This window comes from Pseudomonadota bacterium, assembly GCA_030859565.1.
Classification (GTDB): Bacteria; Pseudomonadota; Gammaproteobacteria; order JACCXJ01; family JACCXJ01; genus USCg-Taylor.
On the sequence record JALZJW010000025.1, the window covers coordinates 1 to 16639 of the forward strand.

Genomic DNA, 16639 nt, shown 5'->3' on the forward strand with positions numbered 1-16639 from the left:
TCGTAAGGCTTGCTCTCCGCCGCCAGCGCCTCGATCGCGCGGAAGATCAGCCGGTGCTCTAAACGATAGAAGTCATGCTCGGTGAGGCGCTCGACCACCTGGGTCCAGCTTTCGTTGTCGAGCAACAAACCGCCCAATACGGACTGTTCGGCCTCCACAGAATGGGGCGGGACCTTAGGACCTTCTCGAACGGCACCCCGGGGATTGGAAGCGCGAAACTCCACGCTAGCCGGCCCGCGCTCGTAGACCGGCCGCTCCAAGGCGTAGCGCTGCAGGGCCGAGGGCTCGCCGCCGCAGTTTGACTGACATGCGCTTATCCGTGTTTAAGCGCTTAGGAGGTTCCTTCGTCCTCCGCCGCGATGACGACTTTGATGGCCACATCCACGTCCGGGTGCAGATGCACTCGGACTTCGTGCGTGCCGATTTCGCGCAGAGGCCCTTGCGGTAGCCTGATCTGTTTCTTTTCCATTGCCACCCCCGCTTCCGTCACCGCGGTCGCGATGTCCAGCGTACCGACCGACCCGAATAGCCTTCCCTCGGATCCGGCCCGGGCCCGAATGGTTACGGACAAGTTTTCCAGCGCCTCGGCCCGCGACCGCGCCTCCGCTAGCGCCAGCTCCTGGGCCTCTATCAACTCGCCGCGGGCGGTTTCAAACTTAGCTAAACTGGCGGCCGTTGCCGGCACTGCTTTCCTGCTTGGAATTAGATAGTTACGCGCATACCCTGATTTCACCTTCACGCGCTCGCCGAGATCACCGAGCCGGTGCACTCTCTCGATTAGAATGACTTCCATTGCCTCACCTCATTGCTCTCGCTAAACGCTTTTTGATCGCCGGATGCGCCGAGACACCACACAATACCATGCTCACCTATCGTGTGATATGGCTCTTCGCTCGCTCCGCGGTGCCTCGCGCTCCGGGCTGCCGGAGGCGATTTATTCACAAGCTCCCAGAGTTTGTGATAGAACCGTCGCGAGCGATGGGAGGTCGCGTTCCGCCGGAGCGCAGGAACCGGAGTGTATGTTGAAATACATGAGGATTCCGAGCACCGCCGGACGCGAGATCCCGAGCGCAGTAGGTTTTTTCACAAACTCTTAGGCCGCAGCGCCCCCGCGAAAACTTGGCGGCGGTAGTCCTCTGAAATTGACCGCCCGGTCCAGCAGGCCGCAAGCAGCGAGGCCGAACACGGTGTAGTGCGGGGTGATAAACAGCACCACATAGAGAATCACGAGCCAAGCCTTGGAATGTCCCCGGGCCCGATGCTGGTGGTGCACGACCGCGAGCCCCTGAAAGCAATAAAGCACACAGGCCACAACCACCAGATCCACGATCACGCCATAGGGACGCGCCCGGCTCATGATTTCGAATACCAAGTAGATGATCATCGCCACAGTCGGAAACGCCAGCACCCCGGGCAAACGCAGCACCTCGAACTCCGCGCGGAAGCCTCCCGGGTTATAGAGCGCCGCCTGCCACCAGCGTGCGAGAAGCAGTGTAACGACGATGCTGAATTCTATGGCTGCGGCGATAAGCGGATTCATCACCGCGGCAAGCTCCACGAGCATTTCGTCCGGGATGAGAACATCGCCATCGGACTCGGCCTGCCGAAACACGCGCTTCAATATCTCCTCCCACCAGGCATCGACGTCGCTCAGCGTAATGCGCATCGCAACGACGAAAAGCCCCGCCATCGCGCCGACCGCTGAAAGCATCACGCCCTGCTCGCGCGAGACGCGCAACACCAGGGCCGCGAGCCATACCGGCAGCCACAGCGCCACGAGGAGCGAAGCCACCGGCAGGAGGTTACGAAAACCGCCGAACGCCACCGCGCCGCTCAGAAAGGCGGCGCCGGCAATGACAAACGTTCCCTCGCGCGCGCCGTGCCGGAGCGCGACCAGACCGACGGCAGCGCCGCTCAGGTAGGAAACCGGGGGCATGAGCCAGCTCAAAACACCGCATAGACCCGCGACCCCCGCGGCCTGCAAACGCCCGCGCATCACATATTCGGCGAGGATCTTCACGCCATCACGCCGGACCGAGCAAGCGGCGGCCGGCCGCGGCGCTTTTAATGAGAGTCACAATAGGGAAGCAGCGCGAGGAACCTCGCCCGCTTGATGGCCGTTGCCAGTTGGCGTTGATAACGCGCCTTCGTGCCGGAGATGCGGCTCGGCATGATCTTGCCGGTCTCCGTAAGATAACCCTTGAGCGTGTTTAGATCCTTGTAATCGATCTCCTTGACACCTTCGGCCGTGAACCGGCAAAACCGCTTACGACGAAAAAATCGTGACATACTTTCACCTCACCTGGACAACATCTGCTATTTCCTCTCCGGCATTCGAATCCACGGGATCCGGACTTTCAACCGCACTCGGTTCGGGTGCGGGTCTTGGTCCCTCGACCGGCTCTTCGTCGTCGGCGCGTCTTGCTAATAGCGAAGGCTCGGTCACCGCTTCATCCCGGCGCATTACCAGATTGCGAATGACCGCGTCATTGAATCGGAAAGCATTGTTCAGCTCGCTTAAGGTCTCCCCGTCGCACTCCACATTCATCAATACGTAATGCGCCTTGTGGACCTTCTCGATGAGGTAAGTCAATTGCCTGCGGCCCCAATCCTCGAGCCGGTGGATAGCCCCGCCCCGCGTTTCGATCATCGAACGATAGCGATTGATCATAGCGGGGACTTGCTCACTCTGATCGGGGTGAACAAGAAATACGATCTCGTAGTGGCGCATTAGTCGCTCCTCATGGCTTATCGCCTCCCGGCTGACGCTCTCGGCGCTTCGCGGTGAGGCAAGGAGAGTTGTTATAACGCGCCCCGCACGCGGGGCGCTCTGTGCTGTTTTCAGCGCCGCGAATTCTATTGCATTAACCTCCGTCGCGCAATTTTCTGGTTGGATTATGTGCCATCGCAATTGCTTCCGAGACACGTTCGGGAGCGCGCATCTGGCCCTGCAGCGAGTCCAGGTATTTCCTGAAATCCGCCCTCACCTCCGGATGTTTTAGCGCATACTCCACCGTCGCTTGCAGAAAACCGAGTTTTGACCCGCAATCGTAACGTTGCCCTTCGAACTCTAGCGACAGGACGGTTTTCTTGGCGAGAAGCTTGGCGATGGCGTCGGTGAGTTGAATCTCGCCGCGAGCGTCCTCTGCCGTGTGTTCGAGGACCGGCATGATGTCGGGCGTAAGAATGTAACGGCCGACCACCGCGAGGTTCGAGGGGGCATCCTCGGGCCGCGGTTTCTCGACGATGCTTTGCACCTTGCCGACCCGTGGTTCAATGGCTTGAGAGACTACAATGCCGTATCTGCTGGTCTCCTCTTGCGGTACGGGTTCGACGGCGATCACCCCGCAGTTATAGCGCGAATACAGCTCGACCATCTGCGATAGGCAGCCCTTATGGTTACCGTCAATCAGGTCATCGGCGAGCACGACGGCAAACGGTTCCTTGCCGATCACGGGTCTCGCGCAAAGGACGGCGTGACCGAGACCTAAGGCTTCGGATTGGCGAATATAGATACAGGACACGCCCGGCGGGAGAATGTTGGTGGCGAGATCCAGCATCTTGGTCTTATTGTGTTTCGTTAGCTCGGCTTCCAGTTCGTAAGCCTTGTCGAAATGATCCGGAATCGCGCGTTTGTTGCGGCCGGTAATGAATACGAGCTCCGTCACACCCGCCGCTACTGCTTCTTCGACGGCGTATTGAATGAGCGGTTTGTCCACAATGGGCAGCATCTCTTTCGGATTGGCCTTCGTCGCCGGCAGGAAACGTGTCCCTAGACCGGCCACGGGGAAGACTGCTTTTTTTACCGGTTTACTCATGCATACGTCTCCAAAATTGAATAAAAGTGGCGTTGACCGCTAAACGCGATGGTAGGCGTCCGCGAAGCGGACGATATCGTCTTCGCCCAGGTACGCACCCGATTGCACCTCGATGATCTCGAGCGGGATCGTCCCGGGGTTTTCCAGTCTGTGTTGGATGCCGAGGGGGATATACGTCGATTGATTCTCCGTCAGCAGAAAGTCCTCCTCCCCGCGCGTCACGCGCGCCGTGCCCTTGACGACGATCCAGTGCTCCGCGCGGTGATGGTGCATCTGCAGCGACAGCTTCGCGCCGGGCTGCACGATGATGCGCTTGACCTGAAACCGCTCCCCCTGGTCAATGCTCTCATAGCTTCCCCAAGGGCGGTAGACGCGGCGGTGATTCAGGCGCTCTTCCCGGGCGTGTTGCTGCATCCACGCGATCACCTCTTTCACCCCCTGGGCCTTCTCCTTGGGGAGCACGAGCACGGCATCCGCGGTTTCCACGACGGCCAGATCATCACATCCGAGCACGGCGAGGAGACGCGATTCAGACAGCAACAAGTTGTTCCGCGAATCGAGCGCGCAGACATCGCCAAGAATGGCATTACCGTCGCTATCACGCTCGGCGATCTCCCACAGACTCGACCAGGCCCCGACATCCGACCACCCTGCATCGAGCGGCACCATCGCCGTGCGGAAAAAAGAGTCGCCGGAAACTTTTTCCATCACCGCGTAATCGATCGAATCGCTGGGACAGGCCTCGAACGCTTGGCGTTGCATACGGTAAAACCCGCCGTCGAGTTGCGCCTCGCCACACGCGCGCTCGCACGCGGCCAAAATGTCCGGCCGGTAATGCCCGATGGCTTCAAGCCATTGCGACGCCTTCATCATGAAGATCCCGCTGTTCCAGAGACAATTCCCGGCGCTGATATAAAGTTGCGCGCGTTCCGCGCCGGGCTTTTCGGCAAAGGCCTTTACTTGATACGCTTTGTGCGGAGCGATTGCATCGCGACCCCTATCGATCTCCGCGCCGTGCTCAATGTATCCGTACCCGGTTTCGGGTTTGGTGGGCGCCACACCGAAGGTGACTAAATAGTCATCCTGGGCCAATCCGATGCCTCTGAGAACGGCCCGGCAAAACGCCTCGGGGTCTTGAATGACGTGATCGGCCGGCATCATGAGGACGACACACTCGGGGCTGCGCGCTTGGCACACCAGCGCGGCACAGGTGAGCGCGGGCGCCGTGTTGCGGCCCACCGGCTCGAGCATGATGCTGCTTGGCTCCACCCCCACCTGCCGAGCCTGTTCGGTCACCAGAAACTTGTGGTCCTCGTTAGATACGACGATCGGTGGCGGTAATGTCAGGGAATAGGCGGCACTGTCCGGCATCGAAGCCAGACCATCCAGCCGCCGCAGTGTCTGCTGCAGTAAAGTCGCCGCCCTCCCGAGCTTCAAAAACTGTTTCGGGTACTGCTCGCGGGACAGCGGCCAAAGGCGCGTCCCGCCGCCCCCGGCAAGTATGATCGGAATGAGTGTGGTCATGAGATTTTATGCACTGCAATCGGTACAGCCGGTGAACCCCACATACTACCCTCGGATCTCGGTCGGGCATTATACACACGCGTCTTCAGCCGTGTGTGCGATAGCGCCCTCAAGACGCGTAAACGACGCGGCTTCCGGGCGCGTACCGTTCCTCCATGATGGCGCCAATCTCCGAGTAGCGTGAGCGATCGACCCACCACGTGGTGTACGGCGCATCCCTGAGAAATCCAGGCAATGCCGCGTCCACGATTCCCTCGCGCACCAGTTCCGACACGACCCAATCTCCCGGCGGCGCCGGTACCGATTTAACCAGCAGCAGGTGCCGAGCGGCGAGCGTATGGGCTAACCAGGCGGCAAGACTATCGGAGGTTATACCCCAGCAGCGCGGAATTCCATCGTGCCCCCGCATCATATCCCGCGGCAGCCACACCGCGACGCGCCCCGAGGCGAGCGCATTCTCGATTTGCGCCCGATCCCGCACCGGCGCAAGACGGGGTTCGATCCCGGTCATCATCAGACCGAACTGTTCCATCGCAAGCACCGCCATTGCGTGCGCGGCCTCATCCGAAAACCTCCACTCGGATTGGGCATGGCGCACCTGGTCGGCAAACGGCCCGCCGCCGGGCACGATGATCGCCCGTCCCCCGGCGCTTTCGGCCAGAGCGCTGAGCCATCGCGGCAACTCGCTCGCGTATGCCAGGCTGCCGCCCAACTTAACCACCCACATGGGTCGCGGGCGCGGCGCTCAGCAGCTTGAGCATGGCCTCGGCTTTGTCCAAGGTTTCCTGGTATTCGGCGTTCGGCTCGGAATCGTTGACGATGCCGCCGCCGGCCCAGCCGTAGATCCAGTCATCTTTTACCACGAGTGTTCTGATGGCGATGTTGGTATCCATGCCGCCGTCAAAGCCGATGTACCCGATGGCGCCGCAGTAAACATGGCGGCGATGCGGTTCCAGCTCCTCGATGATCTCCATCGCGCGTAGTTTGGGTGCCCCGATGATCGAGCCGCCCGGAAAACAGCCGGGGAGTAAATCGAGCGCATGCCGTCCGGTCTCTAAACGCCCGGTCACGGTGCTGACGAGATGGTGCACGGTGGCGAAGCTTTCCACCTCGAACAACGCCGGGGTCTTGACCGATCCTAGCGCCGAGTTCTTGCTTAAATCGTTACGCAGCAGATCGACGATCATTAAATTCTCGGCGCGATCCTTCGCACTCACGCGGAGCTCCTCCGCCAGCGCTTGGTCGCGAAGCTTGCTCGCCGAACGCGGGCGCGTGCCCTTGACGGGCCGCGTCTCGATTACGCCGTCGCGCACGTGCAGAAAGCGTTCTGGCGAAGAGCTCAACACCACCAGATCGGGCAGGCGCAGGTAGGCCGAAAACGGCGCGGGATTGAGGTACTGGAGCGCACGATAGGCAAGCCAGGGATCCCCCTCTACGCAGGCGGAAAAGCGCTGAGCAAAATTGACTTGATAACAATCCCCCTCAAGGAGGTAGCGCTTGATACGCTGAAAGCCGCGGCCGTACTCGTGCCGGGTCATATTGAAGTGCACCGGCGAGACGACCCCAAACGACCGCCTAGCAGTGTCGCTCACCGAGCGCCCTAATGCCGCTCGTATCTCGAGCAACGCAGCGCGGGAACTGTGATCCGAGGCGACCAAAAAGCTTCGTCGCTCGGCATGATCGACCACCACCGCCCAATCATAGATACCGACGGCCATATCGGGCACATCGAAATCGGCTGCCGCTATGACCGGCAGGCGTTCTAGCCGCCGCGCCAGGTCGTAGCCGAAATAGCCCATGGCCCCGCCGGCGAACGGGAGACCCAGCGGCGCGGGACGCGGATCTCCCAGCGATCGCTTGACCAACTCGAAGGGACACTCTTCCGAGATCGCCAGCGCGCGCGGCGTCTTGATTTCAGTCCGAAGACCCCGAGTCGTCAGGGTCACCGAGGGTTCAGCGGAGAAAATATCGTAGCGGGCGCGCTCGCCGCCGTAAGCGCCGCTATCGAGAAAGATCGACCACGGCCGGTCGGCGAACGCAGCAAACACCGCCCCGGTATCCTGCGTATAGTTAAGCTCCTCTATGCTCGCACCCATGGGTGAGCCTGGATGAGATACGCGACGGCAACGGCCGGTGCGCATAGGGCCGCTCCTTCCGCGTAGGCGCCGGCCTCGGGTAGCAAGTCGGAGAAATCGATGTATGGATGGTTCAATTGCCGCGCGAGATCACGAACAATAAATCGGCCGGCCCCGGCGCCGACCAAGGGTAGGGACTGTGCGGCGGACCGCCTGGAAAACATGCGCTCCAGGGCCTGCCTGATTCCATGCCGCTGCACGCCGGCAATATAGCGCGCCACCGTGCGCCATTCATCGAGCGCACCTGCATCGGCATCGCGTCCCAGCATCCGTGCCAGGCGCCGCGCACAGGCCTCGATGCCGCGACCCCCGCCGTCGGCGGTCTCACGCGGTGCTAAAAACCCCAGTGCGGGTTCATGCAGCTCTCCGGTAAGCGTGTAGACATCGGCCATGGTCGCGAAACGCTCCGCGGTGACGGACTGCCATTCGCCCCGGAACGGCGCCCGCGACACCACGGCAAAAACCGGAGTTCGTATGACCCCGGTGTACACCAGCTCCTCGCTGCCGAGCCTTTCAGCATCCGTGTAACCGCGAAAACAAACGTTGCCTCGGCTGAATTCGACGATATCGGTGGTCGTGCTGCCGATATCCACCAAGATCCCGCAATCACGATACCTTGCCGCGAGGTGCGCGCTTGCATGCCAATTGGCCGATGCGATCTCGTAACAATAGCGCGCGGCGTCCGCCGCGGCAACGAAACCGGCCTTCCCCGCGTACACGCTCAACGGGACATCGCCGAGGACCGCCATCGACCGTTCCAACAAGCGCCGCACACCCTCGCAGCGATCAGGGAAGATGTCTGCGAGCTCGCCGGTCATGGTCACCGCATGTGTGTTCCCGTGGATCTCGTTGACCACCGACCCGAGCGCCTGATCGAAAACATCCAAGCCCCGCCATAGGGGGCATGGAATTTGTTTGACCCCGAGGAGGCGTCCACCATTTCCCACCTTAGCCACCTTCAGGTGGGCTCCGCCAAGGTCCCATCCCAGGTACGCATTTGCTTCCATCGGGTCCCGCATCTGATTTTGCGCCACGAGCCGAATACGCGCTTACCGCACCGGGATCCGCATACAGGCATCCACTACCGGTGCGGCGGGATTAAACCGCAGAGACTGCCGCAAACCTACGTACGCCTCCGTGAGGCGCGGATTGATCTCCATCACGATAGGACCCGATTCCGTGATCACGAGGTCGATCCCTATATAGCCACGCAGCCCCGGCACCGCCTCCAGAATTCGGCTTACCAATTCCTCGAACTCATGCCGGCGATGCCCGAGCGCATTTACCGCCACGCCGGAATATACGAGCCGCTGGCTGGCTATCTGTATTCGCTGCGCGTTGCATGCGAGTAAGCTGTGCGAGCCATCATAGCACAGCACGCTCAGGCTGGCCGGGATCCCGGGTATATACGGCTGAACAATAGACTCATTGGTCCACTTTCCGGAACGGATGACGTCCTCCGCGCGCCGGAAATAATAGGTTTCTTCACACCCAGCACCATCGTCCGGTTTGATTACCCAACCGCTATCGCTTGAGGGTAATTCTGCGTTCGGGTATACCGTGTCCGGCACCGGGATATGATACCTTTTAAGCTCGCGCGCCGTGCGAAACTTGCTCGCCGTAACCTGGACCGCTTGGGGATGGCAACCGATCAAGATCCGGTTTTTATCGAGCACGCAGCGGTTCAAACGCTCTAAAACACCCCCGGCCTCGGGTGCGATCGGCCATACGGCATCGGCAGCCTCGATACATTGCTCCCAGCGTTCCCAAACCGATCCCGCAGGCGAAATAACCCGCGTCTCGATGTCAGGATCCAAAGATGCGAGACGTGCGTCACGCGTGGTGGCCGTCTTGACCGTGGGGACCGCGCGGAGATCGTCGAGGAGCGCCCGTACCATGGCATCACCGGCCGCGGCGAGCGCGACCGGGAGCGCCTCGCCCGCGAGCCCGCCGCCGGTAATATACTCGCACACGAAGATGCGCGGCATCTCGGAAAAAACATGCCCCGGTATCGGCTACCGGGGCATGTCACAATCAACGCCGTGTCGGGAAGACCACGGTTGCCCGTTACACGTGGTCGGCGTAGGGGTGCGCCGATTTCTTCTTGGCGACGACGTCCATGGCCTTCGGTATCCGCTTGATCGCGCGTTCGATCGACTCCTTGGTGGCCTGGTAGTTGAAATCCTGGATTTTCTTGTTGTCCTCGGCTTCCCAGTGAATGAACACGCCCACGCAGATGAAGATATCCTCCGCTTCGCTGGCGGGGATAATGCCGTTTTCGACCGAATCAACAACCGCCATGGCGACCGCGCGTTGCGCGGGACCGAACATCTGCACGGCCTGCTTGGCACCCTTGATGGTAACCTTGTTAAAAAGGATGGTGTTGGGTTTGCACGGCAAGTTTGGCGCTACGATCGCCATCAAGGTGCTGCACCCGTCCTTCTGGTTGGTCAAAGCATTGCAGAACGCGGCCTCGACGGCGCTGCCCCGCGGTCCCATGATGAGATCGACGTGCGCGATCTCGTTGCCATCCCCGACTAAGGATTCCCCGACTAATACTCTGTCAACGACTGCCATAGTTTTAGCTCCTATTACTTCTCCAGTTGAAGTTTGTCCGACAAGTGTTCTGAAAATAGACATCGCTTGCCACCTTATATTTATTACGGAAAAGGATCTCCCCCGTTACCGAGCTACTGCAGCCGCAACAGCCAGATCGCGATTGAGCCCCGCCAGGAGATATTCTAAATGGAACGCTAGCAGGCTCGCCACGGTCAGATCCGCGCTGGTCCCGGGATTGAGCCCCTCCCGTTTTAAATTATTATCGAATTCCTGCAACAAAGGCGTTGCATTGATTAAATTTTCGCACGCCTTGAACCGGGATTCCACTTCTTTTGCAATTCGGCGCACTCCTTCGGCCCGTGCCGGTCCGTATTTGCGCTCGATATGGCTGTCCCGGAACGCGGCCAGAAAGTGTAAGTAACAGGCCACGGCCGCCCACTGGAGCGCCATCGCATCGTTGCACCCCGGCTTGATGTAGCGTTCGATACACGGCACGCCGATGTCAAAAATCTCAATAAAATCGTTGGCGTATTGGAAGGCGATCCTATCCCAGGTCTGAGCTTCGGCCATCGCTCTGCACAAGCTAACGGTGGGATCGCTGCGCACATCGTAACGTTCACGCCGGCCAAGCCCCGCGGGCGCGGCCAGCGCGATCGCGGCAAAGACCCGACTTGTGTCATCGTGTGTCAGGGAGCGCAGTACTGCTTTGAGCCGCGGCCGCAGCCGCCCTTGCGGCGATTCCATGAGGACAGAATGCACCAGCGGCGCGCTTAGCAGCACGATGCCGAGATTGGTGTTACATCCGACCGCCCGCTGCGTTGCTTCAATGCTACGCAGGATGCGTTCGCCAACGCTCAAACCCTGCGCGCAGAGCAACGGCGCCGCCGCTTCGGCGCTGCGAATAAAATCGGCGGCGCTCATTCCGTGACCGGGCGCCTGCAGGCTGACGTTGCCCGGCTTCAACGCCTCGAGATCCAGCCGGCAGCTCCAGAGCCAAACCTCGGCGACCGCGGGCGCCGCGATCCGGATCATGATGAATCTACGCCATGGCGGGCCCGGACCGCGTCCATGCACGACAGAAAGTGGTCCACGAGCCGCTCGGCGATATCGAAGCTCGTGACGCCCTGCAGGCCCTGCCAGGCCGGAACGCTGTTGACCTCGGTGACCAAGAAACGCCCGTCCTGGTCCTGCATCAAATCGACGCCGGCGTAATTGACGACCACCGCCCGCGCGGCTTCCTCGGCCAGCATGGCCAGCGGCGCATCGAGAGGGACGGCAAAGCAACGGCCCCCGCGCGCCCGATTGGTGATCCAGTGCGCGCTGCGGCGCTGCATCACCGCCACGGCGTGACCATCAATCACCAATACCCGCCAATCGCGCCATTCACTGTCGCGGCTGTCGATATATCTCTGGAGGTAATAAACCTGGCCGAAGGCTTCCGGATCCGGTAAGGCCTCGGGGCGATCGACCAAGGTGACGCCGGCCCCTTGGGAGCCGAACAAGGGTTTCATTACCAGCGGCGTATTTCTCGCCAGCTCGCGTTCGACCAGCGCGCGCGCTTCCGACTCGGCTTCGAGCACCCAGGTGTCCGGCGTCGGGATCCCGGCTCGTTTGAGCAAAAAACTGGTCATGGCCTTGTCGACCGTCCGCTCAATGGCGCGCCCATCGTTGTAAACCAAGACTCCGAGCTCCCGCAAGGCATGGAGGAGATCGAGCCGCAGGATGACCTGTTCCAAGGTGCCCCCGGGGACACCGCGTATGAACATCCCCGCGGGCGGCTCACGTTCGAATCCCGGGATGACGACCGGCTTCGGACGATTGAGATCGAACCGGCATGCCGTCAGGGACACGGTGCGGGACTCGAAACCCCGCGCTGCGAGGGCGCGTTTCAATACCGCCCCGTGCCAACCGGGATCATCCGTGACGATAGCCACGCAGGGCATAGAAATTAAGAGAAGGACTGATCGAGCACGGCTTCGTTGAATTGACCGCCGTGGTAGGTCTTTCCGGTCCGGAGCGAGGTTATGGTGATCCGCGCCGGGCTGAAAAGACTCGGATCGACCGCGTAGAAATCATACTTGTAATTCTTAAAGATCTCGGCAAACGGCTTCCCGTAGTCACGCGAGGAACTGCTCGGCAGCTTGTGCACCAGATCCTGTGCTTCGCTATCGCTACAGTCGACATAAAGCGTTACGTAACCTCCATACAGGATGGCATCGTTGGTGCGGCCCATCGCGACAATGAAGTCGTCGGACAGTGGACAGATCGGCGCCGTCGCCATGCCATCGACGATCGCGGGCAGCGGGAAGCCAAGCGTGTGCACCCGATGCAGCGACACCTCGAGGGAGCGCGCCACGACTTGCACCGCCCCGCATAGGCTCGTGGTCGGCGTAAGGATAAGGGTCAGGTCCTGGGGCTTGATGGCGCAGGCATCCGCGACTTTCTCGGCGATTTCGACCGGAGGCCGTTCCTTGACCTCCAAGACCAAACAGGCCTGGTCGAAAGCGTCTCGGTACCCGAGCTCTTGAAACAGAGGCTCGTGGCTGCCGATGGCCCGGGCCGGACCCGATCCCAGCGCTTTAAAGGCGCCCTCGCCCTCCCCGTATTCGAGGCTCCACCCCGCGTATTGGCTCGCCAAGCAGGCCAGCACTGGGTTTGAGGTAACCACATCAAGCTGCCACGGCGAATGGGAAAAGTTCCCCCCGGCGCGGATACTGACCCGGCCGAGGCCGCCCAGACAGATCTCGGCGATGCGGCGCCCGGCCTCGATCCCTCCCAAAACCGCGATTCCGGCGTCCACAACGACAGTCCCGTTCGCTAAGGTATCTACCGCCAATCTCAGCGCCGCGGCATCGGCGATCAGAGCTTGCACCAAGGGCTGCGCTAAACCATTCACACTGGGTTGGTTGTTCATCTTTATTAATTTCATGCCATCGCCCCGTTTCTAGCCCGCTGTAAGCACCGCCAGCAACTTTTTACAACGGGTATCCAAGAGCCGAGTCACAGCGCCCGGCTCACACCCCGCTGCGTGCACCGTGCAGATCGGCTCGGCCGGGCGCACCCGCGTGCCCGGAGCCGGCCAATCACGGCTCCAGCGGGGCCATAGGTGTGGGATCCGCAGCGCATGCGGCGCGTAGAGAACCCGCACCGCGGCGATCTTGTTTTCTTGCACGCCGGCCCGGGCGGGCAATCGCCCGCGGCAGGCATCGACGTGGACAGTGAATAATCCGCTATCTCTCTCGTGCAATTCAAAGCTCGCGGTCGGACGCGGGTTGATCTCGAGGAGAGTCCAGCGCTCGTCATTATCGACAATGAAATCCGCGCCGCAAAGACCACGCAACCCAAACGCCGCGGTAAGCTCCGGGATGACCTCCGCCAGATCCTTACGCGCGCGCGCGGGTAAACTTCGATCCACGATCGCGCCGCGATACGTGAACGTGCCAGGCTCCTGCCAGATCGCGTTATAGCCGACGATCGCCGCACGGCGCCCGTTCGCCGCGAAGACTACCGAATGGACCCGCCCGGCGACGGCGCGCTGTAAAAAATACCCCGGCGGACATTGGCCGTCCGCTCCCAGAGGCAGAACGTGCATGCCGCCCGAGCCGCCGATGCGCTTCCGTAACCATCCGCGCGACTCCCCGGCGGGGCTCGAACGTGTTTCCGGATACGGGATCCCCAGCCGCGACAGGGCGCCGAAAAATATTGCCGGTTCTTTGACAGAACGCACAATCTCCGCGGCGTTACCGAGTAACTCCGCGCCCGCCGGCAGAGCGTTCAGCAGCGTTGGTTCCTGTTCGAAACCGCTGCCGGCGATCACGCCTGCGATCCGATCGCGAGCGCCCAGTCTTTCGATCGCGCCGCATAAAGTCTCTCGATCGAAACCTTGCAGTCCCGGACGAACGCGCGCTGCGCTCCGCGCGCACGCCTGCGTATCGCGGTCGGCGAAAAGATCGATCACATGCACCGCGGCACGGCTCCGCTGCGCGGACTGGGCGAGAGCCCGGCCCGATTGGCCGATAATGAGATAAGCGGACTCAGCCAGCGGCGATCTCCCGGGCCACTTCAAATGCCTTGATGTGATCCAGATACACGGGTTTCTCCGCCTGAATCATGAGTTGAAACAGGCGATAGTGGACCTGGTATTTGACATTGCCGATCGCCAAGGCGCCGAAACCGAGGGCCTTAGCCGGAGTGGATTCAAGTGCCTTGCCCTTGTCGTTGACGCCGACGCCCTCGATTCCGGCCGGGGGCACCGCGTTCACGTCGGCTGCCACCAGAAGCTCGGCCGCGGCCCCGAGTTGAGCGCGCGACAGCACTTGAAATCCGGCCTTGGCGGCGCCGACGACCACATGGGCCCGCGGTAAGAACGCGCGTATGGCCGCGTCATTGCTGCTGTCGGCCCCCTGAAGCTTGATACCGTAACGTTCGTTGTAGGGCGCCGCCGACTTAATGGCGGCCTCGGCGCCCCGCTGGCTCGCGAGAAACATATTCGCGCCACTGTTCGATCCCAATATTCCCGCGCACACACCGACGGGTCCCGTTCCGCCAACGATATAGACGTTGGCGCCGGACAATCCTTGCGCGCGGCCGTTCTTTTTAAGCGCCGTTTCCACGCAGGCCATAAGCGCCGCGGCCGTGGTGATCGCCCCGCTCGGATCGGCGAATACGGAAACCTCGAAAGGGGGCACCATGGCCTTTTTCGCCGCCTCCAACATATCGATCGCGAGCCCGAAGTCGCGGCCCCCGATAAAGATACCGGTCCGCTTCACGCCGGTGGGGCTGCGAGAGAATATCGTGTCTTGGGTCAACGCGTGGATATCCGCCAGGGTAACGTTGGTATAGGGAATCACGCCGTTGAACTCCGCCTCGTAGGCCATATTGACGTCGAACGGGCTCACGTTCTTCGTCGGGTTGAACATGTGTAATAAATAGGGGTCTTTCATTTTTACGTTCGTTTATTTCTCAATAAATTCCGTTGCAGTCTTACGGTCGCAGCCAGCGCCGCTTCGCTTGAAATTACGCGGCCTTTCTACGCACACCGATCTCGGCGCCGCTATTGCGCCCGCCGCAGACCGAGAAGCCTAAGGGCGCTCCCCATTGCTGGGTGGCCCGTTGCCACAGGCCGTGCGCGCGCGAAGCGCTGTCGACGAGCGCGAATCCCGTCGGGCCCCAGGAACTTTGTCCCACCCCTCGCAGGCCCTCGTCCTGTAACCTGCGCAGCACCTCCCCGACTCGCGGACTGCTATAACGGCCGCCCTGGTAGGGGGCGAAATAGTCACCGACCGCCTCCTGAATCGCGGTGATTCCGGCGCCGAAAGCGTCGAAGTCATGTTCGGCCAGGGCCGGTAGGACCTGCATCAACAGCACCCGGCAAAGATGCGCCGATACCTGCGTGGCCATCGGCGGCATCTGTTTAAACGCCGCGGCCTCCTCGCTGCCGTTCAACCCGGTCCGGGCGTGATCGGAAATGAGCAGGATCCGCCATGGCGGCGGAAACGCGACCTGACACAGCACCGGCGGCACCACCGTCGCGCGTCCGCGACCGCCATCGACAAGAAATCCACCGCTCTCGAACGCAGCCAGGCCGATCCCCGAGCGCGCTCCCCGCTCGGTGAGTTTCGCAAGCTGATACAAACCACTATCGAGATCAAACAGGCGTACGAACGCGGCGCAGATTGCCAACGCCAATTGGGTTCCCGAACCGAGACCCACGTGTTCCGGGATCGCCTCCTCGATCGCAATCGACACCCCGCCGTTCAAGCCCAAGGTCCGCAGCAGCATCCGCGCGCACTGCTCCGCGCGCCCGCTCGATGGACCCGTAGCATGGACGCCCGGCGAGCGCGTGACGCTCAGGCGCGTCTGGATCCCGCTCAAGGTCAACCCGAGCCCCCCGAACCGCCGTCCGAGATCGCCGCTCATGTCGATAAAGCCCAGGTGTAAGCGCGCCGGCGCGGTGACGGTGACGGTCAGGCCATCGTGCTGAGCGCCGAGCACTTGCTCCGGTAGTGGCGTTGCGGAAAGGTCAGGCATAGCGCGGGAAATTCATTCGATCGGTTAATGATATAATACCCAAGACTCCCATACCTAACACAGAGTCGCCTGATCGGCGCGGCGAAACGTTGACGGTTTATGAGGGAAATGTTAGAAATGTGCTCATGAGAAGCTGTCCTTACGAAGGCCATCGCAGAGCCGGAGAGACGACTCTCCCGAGGCGTAGGAATTAACTATTGACTATGGCCGAAATGATGATCCTGGTCCCGGGGCGGACCAACAAACAGGGCACGTCATTAAACGCGGGGAAGCTCAAGAAGGAGTACCGGGACGTGACCTCCACGGTGGAAATAAATACCGATGACATGGCCCGGCTCGGGATCAAGGAAGGTGATGCGGTGCGCTTAGCGACGGACATCGGCGAGACCGTCGTGCGCTGCAAAGGACGCAAACCCACCGACCTGCCCGCGGGCATGTTGTTTATCCCCTATGGCCCGCCGAGCTCTCAGCTTATGGGCGGCGATACCGCGGCGAGCGGGATGCCGATTTCCAAGAATTTCGAGGTCAGCGTGGAGCGTGTTGAAGGCCCCGTCCCTTGATCCGATCCGGCTC

Annotated in this window: 19 protein-coding genes; 1 reads left to right on the forward strand and 18 read right to left on the reverse strand. The window is 61.3% G+C overall.

Annotated features, from left to right (window positions below):
- From M3436_05625 to M3436_05710, 18 genes are all read right to left on the reverse strand, one after another.
- A partial coding sequence (locus tag M3436_05625) for a replicative DNA helicase (GenBank protein MDQ3563625.1) occupies positions 1-224 on the reverse strand: 224 nt, incomplete at its 3' end.
- 107 nt (positions 225-331) lie between these two features.
- Positions 332-793 (reverse strand): 50S ribosomal protein L9, encoded by a 462-nt coding sequence (gene rplI, locus M3436_05630; GenBank protein ID MDQ3563626.1) that lies wholly within the window; start codon positions 791-793, stop codon positions 332-334.
- A gap of 300 nt (positions 794-1093) precedes the next feature.
- Entirely contained in the window at positions 1094-2020 is a 927-nt protein-coding gene (locus tag M3436_05635; protein MDQ3563627.1) for a YybS family protein, read from the reverse strand.
- A gap of 44 nt (positions 2021-2064) precedes the next feature.
- Complete coding sequence (gene rpsR, locus M3436_05640; GenBank protein ID MDQ3563628.1) at positions 2065-2289, reverse strand: 30S ribosomal protein S18; 225 nt, start codon at positions 2287-2289, stop codon at positions 2065-2067.
- Positions 2290-2293: 4 nt separating this feature from the next.
- Positions 2294-2731 (reverse strand): 30S ribosomal protein S6, encoded by a 438-nt coding sequence (gene rpsF, locus M3436_05645; GenBank protein ID MDQ3563629.1) that lies wholly within the window; start codon positions 2729-2731, stop codon positions 2294-2296.
- A gap of 133 nt (positions 2732-2864) precedes the next feature.
- Complete coding sequence (gene galU / locus M3436_05650; protein MDQ3563630.1) at positions 2865-3818, reverse strand: UTP--glucose-1-phosphate uridylyltransferase GalU; 954 nt, start codon at positions 3816-3818, stop codon at positions 2865-2867.
- Positions 3819-3857: 39 nt separating this feature from the next.
- Complete coding sequence (locus M3436_05655; protein ID MDQ3563631.1) at positions 3858-5342, reverse strand: mannose-1-phosphate guanylyltransferase/mannose-6-phosphate isomerase; 1485 nt, start codon at positions 5340-5342, stop codon at positions 3858-3860.
- Positions 5343-5451: 109 nt separating this feature from the next.
- Positions 5452-6069 carry a hypothetical protein gene (locus M3436_05660; GenBank protein ID MDQ3563632.1) on the reverse strand — a complete coding sequence of 206 codons (618 nt, stop codon included), beginning with the start codon at positions 6067-6069 and terminating at the stop codon, positions 5452-5454.
- Positions 6056-7438, reverse strand: a complete 1383-nt coding sequence (gene pabB, locus M3436_05665; protein MDQ3563633.1) for an aminodeoxychorismate synthase component I — start codon at positions 7436-7438, stop codon at positions 6056-6058. Before pabB ends, M3436_05660 begins: the two co-directional genes overlap by 14 nt.
- Complete coding sequence (locus tag M3436_05670; protein MDQ3563634.1) at positions 7423-8484, reverse strand: hypothetical protein; 1062 nt, start codon at positions 8482-8484, stop codon at positions 7423-7425. Before M3436_05670 ends, pabB begins: the two co-directional genes overlap by 16 nt.
- Positions 8485-8526: 42 nt before the next feature.
- On the reverse strand, positions 8527-9465 hold the full coding sequence (locus M3436_05675; GenBank protein ID MDQ3563635.1) for an ATP-grasp domain-containing protein: 939 nt from the start codon (positions 9463-9465) through the stop codon (positions 8527-8529).
- A 79-nt stretch (positions 9466-9544) separates the two neighbouring features.
- Positions 9545-10054 (reverse strand): formaldehyde-activating enzyme, encoded by a 510-nt coding sequence (gene fae, locus M3436_05680; GenBank protein ID MDQ3563636.1) that lies wholly within the window; start codon positions 10052-10054, stop codon positions 9545-9547.
- 105 nt (positions 10055-10159) lie between these two features.
- Positions 10160-11068 (reverse strand): triphosphoribosyl-dephospho-CoA synthase, encoded by a 909-nt coding sequence (locus M3436_05685; GenBank protein ID MDQ3563637.1) that lies wholly within the window; start codon positions 11066-11068, stop codon positions 10160-10162.
- Positions 11065-11979 carry a RimK family alpha-L-glutamate ligase gene (locus M3436_05690; GenBank protein ID MDQ3563638.1) on the reverse strand — a complete coding sequence of 305 codons (915 nt, stop codon included), beginning with the start codon at positions 11977-11979 and terminating at the stop codon, positions 11065-11067. The genes M3436_05685 and M3436_05690 overlap by 4 nt, the downstream gene beginning before the upstream one ends.
- A gap of 5 nt (positions 11980-11984) precedes the next feature.
- Positions 11985-12965 carry a methenyltetrahydromethanopterin cyclohydrolase gene (gene mch, locus M3436_05695; GenBank protein ID MDQ3563639.1) on the reverse strand — a complete coding sequence of 327 codons (981 nt, stop codon included), beginning with the start codon at positions 12963-12965 and terminating at the stop codon, positions 11985-11987.
- Positions 12966-12980: 15 nt separating this feature from the next.
- Positions 12981-14102, reverse strand: a complete 1122-nt coding sequence (locus M3436_05700) for an ATP-grasp domain-containing protein (GenBank protein MDQ3563640.1) — start codon at positions 14100-14102, stop codon at positions 12981-12983.
- Positions 14071-14979, reverse strand: coding sequence for a methylenetetrahydromethanopterin dehydrogenase (locus M3436_05705; GenBank protein ID MDQ3563641.1), 909 nt, complete (start codon positions 14977-14979; stop codon positions 14071-14073). Before M3436_05705 ends, M3436_05700 begins: the two co-directional genes overlap by 32 nt.
- A 73-nt stretch (positions 14980-15052) precedes the next feature.
- Positions 15053-16066, reverse strand: a complete 1014-nt coding sequence (locus M3436_05710; GenBank protein MDQ3563642.1) for a GHMP kinase — start codon at positions 16064-16066, stop codon at positions 15053-15055.
- A gap of 203 nt (positions 16067-16269) precedes the next feature.
- On the opposite strand from M3436_05710, the gene M3436_05715 reads away from it, so the two are divergent.
- Positions 16270-16626, forward strand: a complete 357-nt coding sequence (locus M3436_05715) for a formylmethanofuran dehydrogenase (GenBank protein MDQ3563643.1) — start codon at positions 16270-16272, stop codon at positions 16624-16626.
- The last annotated feature ends 13 nt before the right edge of the window (positions 16627-16639 follow it).